The following is a 15,433-nucleotide window of genomic DNA, read 5'->3' on the forward strand; positions in this document are numbered from 1 at the left end:
GTTGCCGGTGACGAGGGCGCGGGCGGCGGCGATCGCACCGGCGGCGGCGAGGGCTCCGGTGACGAACTGGCGGCGGTCGAGCCCGCCGGTGCCCGGCTGCCCGCCCTGCGCCGGCCCGGTCGACGCGGTCGGGGATGACGCGTTCTGCGATGGAGTCGTGTCCTCCACGGCGCACTCCTTGGGGGGTGGGGGTGCTAACCGACACTGACGTCGGTTGCGGATGGCCCCTCACTATGAACACGCCGCGGTATGGCGTCAACCCCTTCGGGCGATCCCGGTCTAGGCGGGGCCGTGATGGCGGGCAGCCTCACTCGGCACGTCCAAGGCCGCTCCACAGCAGCCGCGTCACCCCTTCGACCAGCATGGACCTGGGCATCTCGGGATTGCGCTCCCAGCACTGCGCCACCCCGTCCAGGCCGGCGATGATGAACTCCACCATCGCCTCGGCGATCGGCTCGCGCGGATCGACGCCCAGCGCGCACATGTCCTCGGCGAGCAGGGCCGTCGCCGCGCGCGCACGGGACTCGCGGATGCCCTGCCGGACGGTCCGGATCTCCGCATCGTCCTCGTCGACGTGGTCGAACAGGAGTCTGCGGCCGGCGGATCCTGTTTCGGTAAAGCTGAAATACGCATCGATCGTGGACCGCAACCGGGCCTCGGCCGATCCTGCTCCAGCGATGCGGGCGCCGACGTGGCGCATCAGCGCCGTGTTCTGCTCCTGCATGACGGCCAGCAGCAGGCTGCGCTTGGAGGGGAAGTGGTCGTACAGCACCGTCCTCGCGACACCTGCTTGAACTGCGATTTCGCTCAATGAGGCACCGTGGTAGCCCTTCTTGGCGAAGACCTCGAGCGCCGCCGCGGTGATGACCGCCCGGCGCGCGGGCCCCCGCATCCGCGTTCTGGGCGGTTTCTCGTCCATCGCCTTGACTCCCCTCCGCCGGTGCGGTCACCCTAACCGACATGAGTGTCGGAAAACTGCGGGCGGCGGAAGCGGCCCATCGCGGGACGAGCGGCCTCGCCGGGCCGAGAAGATGCGCATGACGCGCCGCGAGGTCTCGATCGCCATCGTCGGCAGCGGATTCAGCGGGATCGGCCTGGCCATCGCCCTGAAAAGGGCCGGCTTCACCGACATCACCGTGTTCGACAAGGCCGACGGCCCCGGCGGCGTCTGGCGCGACAACACCTACCCCGGAGCCGCCTGCGACGCCCCGTCCCACCTGTACTCCTACTCCTTCGAACCCAAGCCGGACTGGACGCGCCGGTTCGCCGGGCAACCCGAGATCCTCGGCTACCTGCGGCACTGCGCCGCCAAGTACGGCCTCATGCCGCACTTCCGGTTCCGCACCACGGTCACCGACGCCCAATTCCAGACCGAGACCGGACGATGGCGCCTGCACACCGGCGACGGCGAGACCCACGACCACGACCTGCTCGTCGCCGCGTGCGGGCAGCTGTCCAACCCGGCCGTGCCGCCCCTGCCCGGCCAGGACCGGTTCGGCGGGACGATGTTCCATTCGGCACGCTGGGATCAAAGCCACGAACTGGCGGGCAGACGCATCGCCGTGGTGGGCAACGGCGCCAGCGCCATCCAGTTCGTCCCGCTGATCGCGCCCGCCGCCGAGCGGCTGACGGTCTTCCAGGTCGAGGTGCACTGGATCAGCCGCAAACCCGACCACCTCTACCCGCGCTGGCGGCACGCCCTCAACCGGCGCGTCCCCGTGGTGCAGAAGCTGTCGCGGCTGGGCATCTTCCTGTGGTTCGAGCTCGTCCTCAACCCCGCGCTGATCTCCCCGCGCGGCCGCCGCGTCCTGTCGGCCCCCATCCGCCTGCTGTGCCGGTACGCCCTGCGTTCGGTCCGCGATCCCCGGCTCCGGCGCCGCCTCACTCCGCGCTATGAGCCCGGCTGCAAGCGCATCCTCACCTCAAGCGAGTACTACCCGACGCTCAACCGCCCCAACGTCGCCGTGGTGGACGACCCCATCACCGAATTCACCCGGCACGGCGCCCGGACCGCCAACGGCGACCACCACACCTTCGACACCCTCATCTGGGCCACCGGATTCCGCTCCCAGGACTTCGTCGCCCCCATGCGCGTCATCGGCACGCACGGCACCGAACTCAACGCCGCCTGGAAGGACGGCGCCCGCGCCTATCTCGGCCTCGCCGTCACCGGCTTCCCCAACTTCTTCCTTATGTACGGCCCGAACACCAACGTCGGGTCCGGGTCGGTCGTCCACATGCTCGAAAGCCAGGCCGCCTACATCGTCCAGGCCGCCCGTCTGCTCGCCGGCGGCGTCACTTCCATGGAGGTTCGTGCCGACGTCCTGGACCGCTTCGACGCCGCCGCCCAGCAGCGCCTGTCCACCTCCGTCTGGAACCAGGGCGGCTGCGACAGCTGGTACCTGGACGCCGACCACCGCAACACCAACAACTGGCCCGGGTCCATGACCGGCTACCGCCGCCGCACCCGCCGCCTCGACCCCGCCGACTACCACCTCGAACACTGACCGAAAGGCGAACCCATGGCCGGCCTCGGCACCAGCGAACTGCTCATCATCCTCGACGGACTCCACGACGACGACCCCGCCGAGCCCCAGACCTCCAGCCCGTCCTCGGATGCACGTGAACAGGCCGCACGCCTGCGCGAAGAGGCCACCCGCCTCGAACGCCAAGCCGGACCCCAGCCGCTGACTGGACCGCAGCCGACCCTTCCACCCGCGCGACCGCGGCGAGCAACCGTCCAACCGACCGAACGCCGTGACACCGACCCGGCGCGCTCATAGCGAGGCCCGCCACCGCCGGAGCTTGGAGTATCCGATTTCTATGCGCAACAGCCCCTCGGCTGCCCAGCCGGACGCCGCCCGGCACCCTCACGACTACTACTACCGCGAGGGCATGGAACTGCGGCCGGCACCCGAGACCGCGACCGTGTCGCTCCTCTGGCTGACCAGACCGCACGTCGAACAATTCTCCCACTGGATCCCGGTGCGGCCCGTCCCCGTGCGGACACCACTGACCCGGCTCTTCGACGACCACCGCTGGCAAGGCGACGAACTCATGGACGCCCTCGTCCGCGCCTTCACCCGGCTCGGGACGTCACGCGGCCGCCGGATGCTCGACCGGGCACTCGACCATGGCATCGACGCCGTCACCGACCCACCGCCGGAACTGGTCGCCCTGTTCCACCAGCTGGACGACCCCCCGGGCTGGCTCGACGCCGACCGCTGGGAGCGGGGCCGCCGCCTGTGGATCAACGCCTCCCTGGCCGGGAAGCTCACCATGATGCTCAGCGACGCGATGGGCACCTTCGTCGGCGCCGAAGTGTCCGCGGCGACCGGGCAGACGCGCAGATTCCTCGCCGACTTCCGCCGCCGCGAACTGGAAACCGTCACCTGGTTCTGCGAGGTCACCCGGCCCGGAGGCGCCGACCGCCACTCCTCGGTGTTCAAGAGCATCATCCGGGTCAGGCTGATGCACGCCCAGGCACGGCTCGCCCTCCGCCGCATCTGGGGAGACGAGCACTTCGCCCGGCACGGCAACCCCATCTCCAACGCCATGACCATGGGCGCCGCCGTCACCTTCGGTCTTCTCCCGCCCCTGTTCGACCACGCCCACGGCCGACGGATCAGCCCGGCCGACCTCGACGCCGTCATGGAGTACTGGGCCTACATCGCCCACCTGATGGGCGTCGCCGACGAACTCATCCCGCGCAACGCCATCGACGGCCTGCACGTGGCCCACCACATGATCCTCACCGCCGGCGGCCCCACCGAATGGACCGACATCACCATCAAGGCCGCCGGCGATCACACCTTCAGCCGCAACCCGATGCTGCGCCGCCTGCAAATCCACGCCGCCGCCCCGATCATCGGCCTCGTCTCCGCTCTCACCGGCGAATCCCTCGTCCGGGCCCTGCTGCGCGCTTCCCCGCTGGCAACGGTGCGGCTCCAACCCTGGCAAAGCATCGCCGAGCGCCTCGTCCATCTCAACGTGACCATCCGCAGAGTCGGCGACCGGCTGCCCAACGCCCGCCGCAGAATGAACGCGCGCGCCCGCCACGGCGACACCTGGCAACGGACCGGCGTCGCCCTCGCCACCAAAGTCGCCGCCCGCTCGGGAGCGTCCGGCACACCGTACGACCACCACGACGCCGGCGTGAGGTGAGCGTGAGGCGCGTCCACCGAGCAGGACACGTGAAGCAGCCAGGCGCCTCGGGCCGAGCACGGCGGCCTGTTGGTCAGGGAGGCGTCGTCGCCCCGGAGCCTTCCTTCAGCCCCCGTGTCTCCCATGCCCGAGCCCGGTCCACAACATCCGCATCGCGCCCTCGACCAGCACTTCCCTGGACATGTCGGGGCTGCGTTCCCACCACTGCGCCACCCCGTCCAAACCCGAGATGATGAGCTCGACCATCGCCTCGGCGATCGGCTCACCGGGTTCCACGCCCACCGTGCGGATGTCCTCGGCCAGCAGCGCCGTCACCGCATGCGTCCGCGACTCACGAATGCCCTGGCGGACGATCTGGATCTCCGGATCGTCCTCACCGGTGCGGTCGAACAGCAGGCGCCGGGCATCCGGGCGGCTCTGAGCAAAGCTGAAGTAGGCCTCGATCGTGGAACGCATCCGCTCCGCGGCGGTACCCGAGGCCCGGATGCGGGCCCCCACGAACTCGATCAGCGAGGCGTTCTCCTCCTGCATCACCGTCAGCAGCAGCACCCGCTTGGACGGGAAGTGGTCGTACAGCACCGTCCGCGCCACCCCGGCGGCCGCCGCGATCTCCCCCAGAGACGTGCCGTGATATCCCTTCTCGGCGAAGATCTTCACCGCTGCCGCAGTGATCAGAGCCTTGCGTGCCGGCGCACGCAACCGCGGCTTCGGACCGGCGTCGCCCATCGTCGCAGCTCCTTCAACGCAGAGGTGACGACCATTATGGCCCGCTCACCCAGACCCCTTCGACATCGAGATCCGCTGGAACCGTGACGCCTCCGCACACGATGCAAACGGGCTGAACCTTCGTGGACGTGGCAGCGTCTGTGGGACGTGGTGTGCGCCGAGACGCTAGGAGGGGCGAATGGCCGAGGTGGTGCGGTACCAGCTGGACGACGGGACGCAGGTGGAGTTCGAGACCGTCCCGGAGGCCGGGTTCCGGCCGGCGGGAGTCAGTGAGGTCGCGGGACGTGTACGGGACGCGGTCGAGCCCGTGGTGGGGGCGGCTCGCGTCGTTCTGGAGCAACTGAAGGACGCCGCGCCGGACGAGGTCGAGGTGAAGTTCGGCGTCAAGGTCACCGGCAAGACGAACTGGATGGTCGCCCAGGCCGCCACGGACGCCAACTTCGAGATCAAGCTCGTCTGGCGTCCCGGGGCGCCCGCGCCGGTCGCGCCGGTCGAGGAGGCTCCCGCCGAAGAGCCTCCGGAGGGCGAGGCGCAGGACACTGGCGCGTCCTGAGCAGTACCACTGCCGGAGAGCGCACTTTGTGGTCTGTCATGCGTCCATGGACAGATTGACCACCAGGACGCCGTGGTCCATGCCGATGGCCAGGCCCGAAGGGACCGCGGTCATCGCGAGCACTTCGCGCAGCACGGGAATGGCCATCAGCTTGCGACCGCTGAGATCCCAGACCTGGACCGTGTTGTTCTTCCCACCGGTTACGAGGAAGGGGTCGCCATCCGGACCCGGGACGGTGCAGAGCGCGTTCAACAGGCCGGTGTGCCCCATGGTGACGACCGGTTCGTCCGGCCGACGCGGGTCCCTGACCCGCAGGACGTGGTCGTTGCCGGTCGTGGCCAGCAGGACGCGCCCGTCGCGCAACGGCACCGGGCACATCGTGAACACGTACGCGCGATCGGTGAACGCCCTGGTGACCGCTCGTTCCGCGGTGTCCCACAGCAGTACCGAACCGTCGGTATAGGAGACGGCGATCAAGGGAGGACCGGGTGCGGGCACTGCGCAAGCCGCGAGCACGTAGTGCGATTCACTCGCCAGTGAATGGAGCACCGTGCCCGTGTCCGGGTCCCAGATCCGCACCACGCGGTCCTCGGCGTCCGTGATCAGCATTGTCCGGCCGCCGGGCCACGGCGCGGCCCAGGCACGGCGTACGCGAGCGGGGTGGCCGAGCTGACGAATCGGGGTCGCCGCAGCGGGCTCCCAGACGGTCACCGAATGGCCGTTGTCCGCCGTGGCCAGCAGCGTGCCGGCCCCCGCTCGGGGGAGCGCACTCGCGACGGGCGTGCTGGTCCACTCGCCGGTATCGGCCAGCGTGCGCATATGGGATCCGGTGCCGAGATCCCACATGCGCACGGCGCCGTAATGGTCCGTCGTGACGAGGAGGGGCGGCGTGCCCGGCTCGTCCAGAGCGCAGACGGCGGCCACCTTCCCAGGGTCGGCGTCGGCACGAGCGGTCATGTCGGGGCTCCAGATTCGCACCGTCCGGTCGTTGCCGCCGACGGCCAGCAGGGTCTCGCCCTCGGGACCGGTGAACGCAGTGATCGTTTTCGGCCAGCTCGAGGTGGTGATGACGCGAACGATCTCGGCGGTGGCGAGGTCCCAGATCCGCACTTCCTCCTGAGCGTTGACGGTGGCGAGCAGGGTGCGGCCGTCCGGCCGCGTCCAGCCGCACATCGAGGCGGCCCCCTGCGGATCTCGCAGGGTCTGGACTTCGGTGCCCGTCTCCGGATCCCAGATCCGCACCGTGCTGTTCCGGATGGGGCCGGACGGATGCTCCGCAGTGGCCAGGCGGACGCGTCCATCGGGCAGCGTCCAGGCGCACAGAGCCGTCACCCACTCGTCGTGGTCCAGCGAGCGGACGGTCGTGCCGGTCTCGGGGCACCAGATGGAGACACGCCCCTTCGTGATCGTCGCCAGGGCCGGCCGTTCCCCCGGCCTGGAGACTCCGCACATCTCGGCGAAGCCGTGGTCGAGGGCGATGGTGCGGGCGGTGGTGGCGGTCTCCGGATCCCAGATCCGCAACGTGCCCGCTTGGGCGCCCCAGTTGGCCGCGGTGGAGATGGCCAGGAGCGATCGGCCCTCGGGTCCGGGCAGCTCACAGATCGCGGAGACGTGCTCCGTGGTGAGGGTGATGGCGTGCTGAGTCGTTGAGGTGGCGGGGTACCAGATCCGCAGTGCGGCGTCCCGGCCATGGCTGCTCCCGCTGGCGGAGACCAGAAGCGTGCGATCGCCGGGCTCCCGGAGCGTGCACACGGCATGGACCGGGCCCGTGTGCTCGGTGTAGGCGCCGAGTTCCGTCCTGACGCGGGAGACGGCCCATGCCGCGCGGTACGGCACTCGCCGAGATCGCGCGGCCCTGGAGAAGTCACGTCCGAGGCTCCTCTCCATGCACTCGGTCAGGCCGAATGCGGAAAGGCGCTCGGCAGGGCCCGCTCCGAGGGCGTCCGGTGTGAGGCGCAGCAACTGGATCCGGTCGCGCCGTTTCCGCGCCGCATCCCCGACCGCGAGTAGACGCTCCAGGTCCGCGTGGAGCAGAAAGCCGACGTCGTCGAGGAGCGTGTCCAGGACGCCGCCGGCGGCTGCGTGCACCGAAAGCGAGCGCAGCAGGTACTCGGGGGCGTTGTCCCAGCCGACGCTCGCACCATGGTCCTGGAAGGCCGCGGCCATGGCTCGGTGGTCGTCCGCGCGGCCGGTGATCCGGGCGCGGTCCTCCAGGAGGGTGTCGTTGAGCGACTGGTGAAAGAGCTGAAATGTGTCATCGGCGGACCGGACGAGGAAGTTGGCCGCGGATGAGCGCGCGAACCGCTCCAACTGCCGCTCGCTGAGCGTCGTCCCGGTGAGAACGCGTACCGCCACGCACCACAGCGGCACCGGGAGGCCCGGCGCCTGGGCGAAGGCCAGTGCGGTGAGGATGTCGGCGGCCGGGACGCCTTCGACGGGCGGGACTCGGCGCAGGAATTCGTCCAGGGCGTTGTTCACTCTGTCCGAGAACGTCACTGTCTCCGGGTCGGCCGGTACCTGGTCGTACAGTCCGTGACTGCGGGCGACGAGCCCGGCGACGAGGAAATTACGGCCCGCCAATGCGGCGATCCGCGCCGCCAGCGCGGCGCCGGCCGGCCGGTCGGCGTACGGGTTTCCGGGACGCTCCATGCCGCGCAGCTCCAGCGTCGCCAGCACATAGGCGATCAGGTCCGCCGCGTCGAAGAAGCGGGGGGCGTCGAGATCGACCTCCAGCCCGGCGAGGCCGAACAGAGGGAGCAGGTCGCCGGCATCGTCGTGCTTCCGGGTGCCGACGATCATCCGGACGCCCGCGTCCGCGCAGGTCTGAGCGAGCGGCAGCACGAGCTCTGTGACGATCGCACGAGCCTGGACCGGCGTGCTCGCCTCGTCGAGGGCGTCGATGACGACGCAGAAGGGACCGGACCGTGTGCCGAGTCCGTCCCGCAACGCCGGTGGCAGGTCGCCGATCCGCGCGGGGAGCGGGAGCGAGGCCGCGCGGGCGATCTCGGCGGCCACCTCGAGCGCGGTCTTGCCCTTGGCGTGGACGGCGCAATGCACCGAGCCGGGACGGGCCCTGACGGCGGTGTCGTCCGGCGGCAGCCGCCGGTGGAGCGAGGGGTCGGCGGTCGTCACGATCCGGCCGAGGACGGCCGATTTTCCCGCTCCGGGCGCGCCCGTGACCACGAGCACGCGGTAGTCGGGAGACGCGCTGTTCATCCAGTCCGCGATCCGCGTCAGCGCCGCGCGGCGGCCGTGGAACCGGTGGCCGGGCTCGCTGTCGATCAGCACTCCCCTTGCCCGCGGGTTCCAGTGAAGCGCCTGGTTCGGGTCCGGCGGCAGGCTCCAGGCGGACCGCGCCGATCCGTCGGCGTCCGCCGGACTCCATGAACTGATCCTTTCGATGCCCGCGTCCGGGAAGCAGGAGACCGCCCGGTGAATGGTGATCGCCTTGCCGTCCCCCTCGTGTTCGAGGACGACGACCGCCACGACGGCCTGGTAGTCGGGAGACCAGACGCCGCTTCCGCTGAACCCTTTCCTCAGCACGTTGCGAGAGCCGGGATGGGCGTCGAGCCGGACGAACCCGCGCCCGAGCACGCTGCCTCCGACGGTGCCGTGGGCGTCGTTGCCATGCGGTTCCCCGATAGGGAACCCGAAGGCCGACCAGGCGCGGTCCAGCAGACCGTCCGGTGCGGTGTGCCGCAAGGGAGCGGCGGGTACTCTCGCCGGTTCCCCCAGGGTGAGCAGCGCAAGGTCGTACCGGGGTGCGCGCTCGACGTGGGCCACCTTGATACGGCGTTCGTCATTGTGCTCGGCCAGGGGGAACTCGACCCAGAGGTCGTCGCCGGTGGCCACATGGTCGCACGTCAGCAGGTGCGTCTCACTGATCAGTATCGCCGTGCCCCGCCACATGTCGGCATCATCGGCACCAGCGCAGACCATGGCCGCCCACGGGCTGCTCGGGGGGAACACGCTCTCATTATGAGGGGCCATGCACATCCTCGGACAAGCACACCTCCGGCCAGAGGTTGGAAAGACAAGCCTAGAGCCGGTGGCACCACAAGACCGGTGCTGACAGCCGAGCAGGCCGCCCTCGACAACCGGATGATCGGCACCTGCGTTCGAGTTCACTGTCCCGTATCAGGGAGAAGACTTCACTTCCTTGTGCGGGCGCATCGCCAATGAGGGGCGCTAATTCTCGGAACGCCGACGCGCTCGGCCACCGGGCTGACGAACAGGACGCTGCCCCCGCCTCGCAGGGCCGGCAGCGCCGCGTGGCTCTGCACCTCAGAACGAGCACCGGATGTCGTCCACTTTCGACACCGTTCCACTGCCCCTGGGGAAGATCAATGTCTGCGAGTTCGGGCACCGGTGCGTCGGTCGGCCTCAGGCGGCGTCTTCTTCTAGGAAGTCGAGTAGGGCGGCGGTGAGTTCGGCGGGGCGGTCTTCGGGCAGCAGGTGGCCTGCGGTGTCGATGATGTGCAGTTCGGCGCCGGGGATGAGAGCGGCCAGTTCGCGGCCGCGGTCGGCGGGGACCCAGGTGTCGTCGGCGCCCCAGCACACCAAGACGGGCAGGTTGATGGTGGCGTAGCCGTCCTGGATGCGGTCGGTGTAGGACTGGTCGGCGCGGCGCGTGGTGAGCTGGCGGTAGAAGGCGGGCTGTCCGTCCGCGCCGAGCCACGGGGCGGTGAGGGCGTCCATCACGTCCGGGCGCAGTCCAGGGGAACTGGCCGTGGCGACGTACTCGCGGAGCAGGGCTCGGTGCAGCGGCCCCGGCAGCCGCCGGAACACTTCGGCGTGTTCTGCGACCAGGGCGAAGAACTCGCTTCCCCACGGCGGCAGCGACACCGCGTCGACGAGCGCCAGGCGCTTGTAGGGCACCCCGCGGTCGAGGTGCGCGCCGAGTGCGATGGCGCCGCCGGAGTCGTGCGCGATGACGTCCGGGCGGGTCAGTTCCCAATGCCGGAGAAGCTCGGCGAAGACCCCTGCGAGTGCGTCCAGCGACAGTTCCTGCCCCGGGGACATGGCGGAGGAGCCGTAACCGGGCATGTCGAAGACGTACACCGAACGGCTGATGGCCATGGCGCGGGCGATGTCACGCCAGATGAACGAGGAGAACGGCGTGCCGTGGAGCAGGACGAGGGGTTCGGCACCGGGATCGCCCAGCCGCTCCCACCGGACCTCTCCCAGATTGCTGTCGTAGCCCCTGCTCAGCGTCCACTCGCTCACCGATCCGGCACCTCCTGAACCTCGGTGACCGATTGGCCGCCCGCCCCGGTTTCCGCCATACAGTGCACCGTAAATCATCACCAGACGATTGGTCGCTAACCGGTCGAGCGCCTCCAAGCCCGTGTCGGCCATGCCGTTCTCGAACGCTCCGGCGCTGTGCACGAGGGCGTCGATGGTGCCGTGGGCACGTAGTGCGGCGTCGACGACTTTCGCCGCCTCGCCGTCGCGGGCGACTAGGACGACGGCCGCGCCGGCGTGCGCCATGCCCGCGGCGTCGTGGCCGATCCTTGCCGCCGCCCATGCTCAGAGCATGTCGTCATCGACACCGGCGGCGCGCGCCTGCCCGGCGGCGCCACGCAGCTCGTCTTACGCTCCGCGGTAGGCCCCCGCGGCGGTGGCCAGCCGTCGCCACGCGGCGGCCTGAGCGGAAGGGAAGCCACCCGCGCCCCGCAACGGCGGAGCAGCTCCGCGCGGCGATCGAGCGGGAACGGCTATCCCGTCCCCTCTTCCTTTCTCGTCTGTCCCACTTCTCACGTCGCCGCCCCCGACATCCAGAGGCTGGTGAGGGCCGCGTTGACGGCGTCCGGGCGGTCGACGTGCCGTTCTTCAGTGATCGCGCCGGGGTCGATCATGGGTGGTCGGTCCTTCGGCATCGGGCGGCGTCGGCGCGGGGGCCTGCTTTGGTGACGGGTGGGGTTGGGTGCTGCCGATCTCGCCGGAGATCGGCAGCCAGTAGTAGACGATGAACGCGGCGATGACGGCTACGCCCAGCGGCGGAAGGAACGCGCCGAGCAGTGTTCCGGCGCCGATCCAGGCGAGTGCGAGCAGGAAGCGTCGGCTGACCGCTTGCACGCCGGCGGGGGAGATGGTGTCTGCGAGCAAATGGCGGTTGCGGCGCCTCGCGTGCCACCAGATGACGTTGAACAGGGCGGCCGCGAGTTCGAATGAGAGTCCGTGCAGGACTACGGCGGTCCGCTGTCCGTGTCCGTCTCGGAACGCATCGGCCAGGACTCCTGCGGCGAAAGGCAGGAGCGCGATGTCCATCATCAGCAGGGTGTTGAGGAACAGCACCAGCCGGTCGGCATGGCGGATGTGGTCGAACATGACGTCGTGGTTCGCCCAGATCTGCCCGATCAGCATGAACGTGATGACGTAGGAACTGTAGGACGGCCACAGCTCGCCGAGTCCGCGGAGCAAATGCCGGGTGTCCTGTGGTGGGTGGATCTCCAGGACGAGGAGGGTGACGGCAATGGCGATCACGCCATCGCTGAAGGTGATGACCCGGCTGGGGTCGCGCTCGAGCGTGTCGGTCTCGGGCTGGGCTGTCTCGGTCACGGCGCCCTTTCCGTGCGGTGCCGGGGCTGGCGTTCATGTCGGCCCCCGGCGCTGCTTGGCAAGATTGCTTCACTAGGTATCTGGTGTGAGGGTCACGCTAGCGAGATGTAGGCGGTGACGGTGGGCCGTTGGGGGCGGCGGCTCACATGTCCAGCACCAGGTCGGTTTCGGGCGTCGAGCGGCAGATGAGCGCCTCGCCTTCGGCGGGGGTCCAGTGGTAACGCGACCGCCGCGTCGCGTCGGTCTCCGGCGCCGACTGGCGGGCGGCTTGTTTCAGGCGTGGACGTGGGCGTTGTAGAGGCGCTGGAGCAGGTCGTTGAGATGGTCGCGTTCAGCGGGGCTCAGGGAGCGGAGGAAGTGGTCCTGGCCGTGGGCCGCGGCCTGGCCGATCGTGTTGATGAGGCGGGTTCCGGACGCGGTGAGGCTGACGACCCGGCGGCGGCGGTCGGTGTCGTGGGGGCCGCGTTCGGCGAGGCCGGCGGCGGTCAGCGAGTCGAGCACGGCCACGATGTTGCGGGCGTCCATGGCGGCGAGTTCGGCGAGGCGGCGCTGGCCGACCGGCCCTTGCTCCCTGATCGCGATCATGACCGCGTGCTGGGTCTGGGTGATCCCGTAGTCGGCCAGGAAGGCAGTCCAGGCGCGGGCTGCGAGTGAGCCGAGGCGGGCCAGCAGGAAGGGGGTTCCGCGTTCGTAGCCGATGCCGCTCATGGGCACCAGAATAGTCAACATGGTTCATGTTGGTTTGGTAGACATGGAGCATGACTACTACGCGGAGTCACCGGCACGTCGCCGTCGGGGGTGTCGTCCTGCACGTCGTAGAGGTGGGCGACCCGGCCGGGCGGCCGTACCTGTTCCTGCACGGCTGGCCGGAGTCGTGGCGTACGTGGGCGGGCGTCATGTGTGCCGCCTCCACCGAAGACCGGCTGATCGCCATCGACCTTCCCGGCATCGGCGAATCGGCCGGGCGTGTGCCCGGGGGGTCCAAGGCACTCATCGCGGGGGTCGTCAACGAACTGGTCGAAGAGTTGGGTCTCGCCGATCTGACGCTGGTCGGCCACGACGCGGGCGGGATGGCGGCCTATGCCTATCTGCGGCGGTACCGCGCCGGCCACGTCGTCATCATGAACACCGCGATCCCCGGTGTGCCGCCCTGGCCGGAGGTGGTGGGCGATCCCCGTGTCTGGCACTTCGGCCTGCACGCCGTGGCGTCGCTTCCGGAGGCTCTGGTCCGGGGACGACAGGCCGAGTACTTCGACTACTTCTACGACGCGCTGTCGGCGGATCCGGCGAGGATCACCCGGGAGTCCAGGGGTGCCCACGTCGCGGCCTATCGGGACGACGCCTCGCTGACCGCCGGATTCGATCTCTACCGTAGTTTCGACCAGGACGCGCGGGACAATGCCGCCTTCGCCGAGGGGCCTTCGGTGGACACGCCGCTGCTCTACCTGCGGGGAGCCGAGGAGGGCGGTGAGATCGGCGCGTACGGGCGAGGGCTGCGGGACGCGGGCGTCCGGAATGTCACGGCCGCGCTATTGCCTGATGCCGGTCACTTCGCGCAGGAGGAAACACCCGCGCGGGTGTGGCGCGCCATCCGCGATTTCAGTGACCGCAGTGCGGTCGAGTGACAATCGGCGGCTCCGGGCAAGGACCTTGGGGGATCGGTCGACGCTCGCATTCTGCGGTGCGCATCGCCGGTCATCCCGTCACCGCGTGCGCGGAATCCGGCCGGACAATTCGGCGGTGAGTGATCGGGTGGTCGCACGGGATCGTCCCGGCGTGCGGGGCCGGGACGGCCCCGGCGTGCAGGGGCGGCCGGGCGCTGCCTCCCCTCCGTGCGGCGGGATGCCGGCCGAGAGGCCCGGGGCCGTGAAGTCGGCCGTTCGGGAAGGACGCGATACCGGTCGCGTTGGCACGTATGTAGCGCCGTCTTTAAAGGCGGTCGGCGGGTGGCGGGCCAGATCGGTGCATGTTACCGTTGGGTCGCTGACGGATAACGGGGTGGGTTTCTCAAGTCGATTGATCTCTCGATAGCGCAATACTGCGGAATGGGTGGCGATACGGGCGCCGTCCGGACTCGAACGGTAACCAGAGCGCGCCGATCGGAGCCTTCATGAGTGAATATCCCAAAGAGCACGCCCTCGCATTACCAGTGAAGAGTCTCCATCGGCCGAAACGGACGGACGCCGGATCGCGGGGGCGGTCTTGACGCCGCGGACCATTCTGATCGTCGATAGTCACACCCTCGTCCGGCAGGGTGTGCGGGAAATCCTCGAAGAGCACAGCGGGCTGAGGGTGGTGGGGGAGGTCGGCAACGGGGACGAGGCCGTCACCGTGGTCGCCGACCACCGTCCCGATGTCGTCCTGCTCGAGGTCGGCGGAGCCGGTACCGACGCCGTCACGACGGTGCGGCGCATCCGGCGGCAGTCGCCGGGCACCAAGGTCATCGTCCTCAGCATGCAGGAGAGGCCCGAACTGCTGCGCGCGCTGCTGGAGGCGGGCATACGCGGCTACCTGCTGAAGACGGTGACGCGGCACGAGCTGGTCGCGGCGATCCAGGCGGTGGACGATCCCGAGCGCATCGTGCTCAGCGTCTCCCGGCGCAGCCTGCCCGAGGACGACGGGGCGCAGCCCGCCCAGCTCACCGAGCGGGAACGGGAGGTGCTGGAGCTCACCGCGCGGGCGCTCACCAACCGGCAGATCGCGAACCGGCTCGCGCTCACCGAGGCGACGGTCAAGCGCCACCTGCGCAACATCTTCGCCAAGCTCGGCGCGGGCTCGCGGCTCGACGCGGTGAACCGCGCGGTTCTCGCGGGTCTCATCGAACCTCCGCAGAACAGGCTCTAGGAGCCCGGCACGGCCGGCCGCGCTCTGACGGGACGCGAACCAGGCTCGACGCGGGCGGCCTACGTTGTCGGCGACCGTTCGCCCAGCGGAGGGACCGCCGTGCTTCGCCAGACCCGACCCGTGGAGGCCAGCCAGTTCCGTTCGGTGATGCGGGGCTTCGCCACCGGAGTGACGGTGGCCGCCGCCGACTCCGGCGACGGACCGGCCGGGACGACGATGAACTCGTTCACCTCCGTCTCGCTGGAGCCGCCGCTCGTCCTGTTCTGCATCGGATCCGGGTCGCGGACATGGCCGGTGGTGGAACGGGCGGGCTGTTTCGCGGTGAGCTTCCTGTGCGCCGACCAGGAACCCCTGGCGCGGCGTTTCGCGGCGCCCGGGGTGGACCGGTTCGCCGGGCAGGACGTCGTCACCGCGGCGACGGGAGCGCCGGTGCTCGCCGAGGCGGCGGGCTTCGTCGACTGCAGGCTCGTGGACGCCATCGGGCTCGGTGACCACCGCGTGGTCGTGGGCCTGGTGATGGCCGCCGGCTGCCTCCGCGACGCCAAACCGCTGGTCTTCGCCGACGGAGGGTATGGGAGTGTCTGA

Annotated in this window: 12 protein-coding genes; 6 read left to right on the top strand and 6 right to left on the bottom strand. The window is 69.9% G+C overall.

Features of this window, described 5'->3' with window-relative positions; translation table 11 throughout:
* Positions 1-307 precede the first annotated feature (307 nt).
* Positions 308-919 carry a TetR/AcrR family transcriptional regulator gene (locus ABD296_RS06070; protein ID WP_344262355.1) on the bottom strand — a complete coding sequence of 204 codons (612 nt, stop codon included), beginning with the start codon at positions 917-919 and terminating at the stop codon, positions 308-310.
* A gap of 118 nt (positions 920-1,037) precedes the next feature.
* Between ABD296_RS06070 and ABD296_RS06075 the strand changes: the two genes are divergently transcribed.
* Positions 1,038-2,507 carry a flavin-containing monooxygenase gene (locus tag ABD296_RS06075; RefSeq protein ID WP_344262357.1) on the top strand — a complete coding sequence of 490 codons (1,470 nt, stop codon included), beginning with the start codon at positions 1,038-1,040 and terminating at the stop codon, positions 2,505-2,507.
* A 316-nt stretch (positions 2,508-2,823) separates the two neighbouring features.
* Complete coding sequence (locus ABD296_RS06080; RefSeq protein WP_344262359.1) at positions 2,824-4,164, top strand: oxygenase MpaB family protein; 1,341 nt, start codon at positions 2,824-2,826, stop codon at positions 4,162-4,164.
* A 105-nt stretch (positions 4,165-4,269) separates the two neighbouring features.
* Here the strand turns inward: ABD296_RS06080 and ABD296_RS06085 are convergent, their stop codons facing one another.
* Positions 4,270-4,890 (bottom strand): TetR/AcrR family transcriptional regulator, encoded by a 621-nt coding sequence (locus ABD296_RS06085; protein WP_344262361.1) that lies wholly within the window; start codon positions 4,888-4,890, stop codon positions 4,270-4,272.
* A 178-nt stretch (positions 4,891-5,068) separates the two neighbouring features.
* Between ABD296_RS06085 and ABD296_RS06090 the strand changes: the two genes are divergently transcribed.
* Positions 5,069-5,443: a CU044_2847 family protein gene (locus tag ABD296_RS06090; RefSeq protein WP_344262363.1), complete on the top strand. Its 375-nt coding sequence runs from the start codon at positions 5,069-5,071 to the stop codon at positions 5,441-5,443.
* A 36-nt stretch (positions 5,444-5,479) separates the two neighbouring features.
* On the opposite strand, the gene ABD296_RS06095 is transcribed toward ABD296_RS06090, so the two are convergent.
* From ABD296_RS06095 to ABD296_RS06110, 4 genes are all read right to left on the bottom strand, one after another.
* Complete coding sequence (locus ABD296_RS06095) at positions 5,480-9,571, bottom strand: trypsin-like peptidase domain-containing protein (protein ID WP_344262365.1); 4,092 nt, start codon at positions 9,569-9,571, stop codon at positions 5,480-5,482.
* 255 nt (positions 9,572-9,826) lie between these two features.
* Positions 9,827-10,669 carry an alpha/beta fold hydrolase gene (locus tag ABD296_RS06100; protein WP_344262367.1) on the bottom strand — a complete coding sequence of 281 codons (843 nt, stop codon included), beginning with the start codon at positions 10,667-10,669 and terminating at the stop codon, positions 9,827-9,829.
* A gap of 606 nt (positions 10,670-11,275) precedes the next feature.
* Complete coding sequence (locus tag ABD296_RS06105) at positions 11,276-12,004, bottom strand: TMEM175 family protein (protein WP_344262369.1); 729 nt, start codon at positions 12,002-12,004, stop codon at positions 11,276-11,278.
* A gap of 273 nt (positions 12,005-12,277) precedes the next feature.
* Positions 12,278-12,712 carry a MarR family winged helix-turn-helix transcriptional regulator gene (locus tag ABD296_RS06110; RefSeq protein WP_344262371.1) on the bottom strand — a complete coding sequence of 145 codons (435 nt, stop codon included), beginning with the start codon at positions 12,710-12,712 and terminating at the stop codon, positions 12,278-12,280.
* A gap of 113 nt (positions 12,713-12,825) precedes the next feature.
* Between ABD296_RS06110 and ABD296_RS06115 the strand changes: the two genes are divergently transcribed.
* From ABD296_RS06115 to ABD296_RS06125, 3 genes are all read left to right on the top strand, one after another.
* A complete protein-coding gene (locus tag ABD296_RS06115) occupies positions 12,826-13,629 on the top strand; it encodes an alpha/beta fold hydrolase (RefSeq protein ID WP_344262373.1) in 804 nt (267 codons plus the stop codon).
* Positions 13,630-14,206: 577 nt separating this feature from the next.
* Positions 14,207-14,848: a response regulator transcription factor gene (locus tag ABD296_RS06120; RefSeq protein ID WP_344262375.1), complete on the top strand. Its 642-nt coding sequence runs from the start codon at positions 14,207-14,209 to the stop codon at positions 14,846-14,848.
* Positions 14,849-14,947: 99 nt separating this feature from the next.
* On the top strand, positions 14,948-15,433 hold the full coding sequence (locus ABD296_RS06125; protein WP_344262377.1) for a flavin reductase family protein: 486 nt from the start codon (positions 14,948-14,950) through the stop codon (positions 15,431-15,433).

It is taken from the genome of Actinomadura napierensis (genome assembly GCF_039529375.1).
Classification (GTDB): Bacteria; Actinomycetota; Actinomycetes; order Streptosporangiales; family Streptosporangiaceae; genus Spirillospora; species Spirillospora napierensis.

Excerpts from the sequence above, each read along its gene's own strand:
- ABD296_RS06075 (WP_344262357.1), top strand. The coding sequence starts at position 1,038 with ATGACGCGCCGCGAGGTCTCGATCGCCATCGTCGGCAGCGGATTCAGC.
- ABD296_RS06085 (WP_344262361.1), bottom strand. The coding sequence starts at position 4,890 with ATGGGCGACGCCGGTCCGAAGCCGCGGTTGCGTGCGCCGGCACGCAAG.
- ABD296_RS06070 (WP_344262355.1), bottom strand. The coding sequence starts at position 919 with ATGGACGAGAAACCGCCCAGAACGCGGATGCGGGGGCCCGCGCGCCGG.
- ABD296_RS06080 (WP_344262359.1), top strand. The coding sequence starts at position 2,824 with ATGCGCAACAGCCCCTCGGCTGCCCAGCCGGACGCCGCCCGGCACCCT.
- ABD296_RS06090 (WP_344262363.1), top strand. The coding sequence starts at position 5,069 with ATGGCCGAGGTGGTGCGGTACCAGCTGGACGACGGGACGCAGGTGGAG.
- ABD296_RS06110 (WP_344262371.1), bottom strand. The coding sequence starts at position 12,712 with ATGAGCGGCATCGGCTACGAACGCGGAACCCCCTTCCTGCTGGCCCGC.